Source organism: Apibacter muscae (assembly GCF_007845635.1).
In the GTDB taxonomy this organism is placed as follows: Bacteria; Bacteroidota; Bacteroidia; order Flavobacteriales; family Weeksellaceae; genus Apibacter; species Apibacter muscae.
The window spans coordinates 1-565 of record NZ_SELG01000028.1 but is presented as its reverse complement, the minus strand read 5'-3'; the positions used below and the strand labels follow the sequence as shown (position 1 = coordinate 565).

General features: G+C 43.2%; 1 protein-coding gene. It reads left to right on the top strand.

What is annotated here, in order from left to right; all coding sequences use genetic code 11:
* Positions 1 to 239: 239 nt before the first annotated feature.
* Positions 240 to 368: a hypothetical protein gene (locus ETU08_RS12010; protein WP_260390948.1), complete on the top strand. Its 129-nt coding sequence runs from the start codon at positions 240 to 242 to the stop codon at positions 366 to 368.
* Positions 369 to 565 lie beyond the last annotated feature (197 nt).

The window sequence follows — 565 nt, the reverse complement described above, 5'->3', positions numbered from 1 at the left end:
AGTTCGATTACTCAACAATACCAAACTACAAACTTAGAACAGTTGAAAAATGAGATTGAAAATTTACATCCATTAAACAAAGTAAGTCAAACCAACTAGAAACCCTCTCAAACTATACTTCTGACTTCAAAATAAACACTATCTCAAACGCCCATTGCAAAGGTATTCGTCATTCTTCGCCCCCAGCTTTGTTTTTTAGTTCCAGTTGCAAGTATTCACTTACACAACAAAAACGTCGCGTGGCTCATCCATCCTCATTCGCAACTACTTCGTCTGCTCCTAAAGTCGCATCCGCCGTTGCTTATTGGTTATGCTCGCAGGCAGGTGCTTGCGCGCCACGGGGACGAACTACCCATGTAAAGAAGTAAACCACCCTTAACCCCGCTTACGGGCGGTTTTATCGCCAAAAAAATAATAAGGAAGATAGATTTTATTTTTGGCAAGCCCTCACCGCCCGCGCTCGCACACTCGCAGTCTGCTCGCGGTAGCGCATAAAGCTCGTTTTTAAAAACTCGCAACCCTCTTTTATAAAAACCACGAACGTTTTTAAAAAGAACAACCGCCC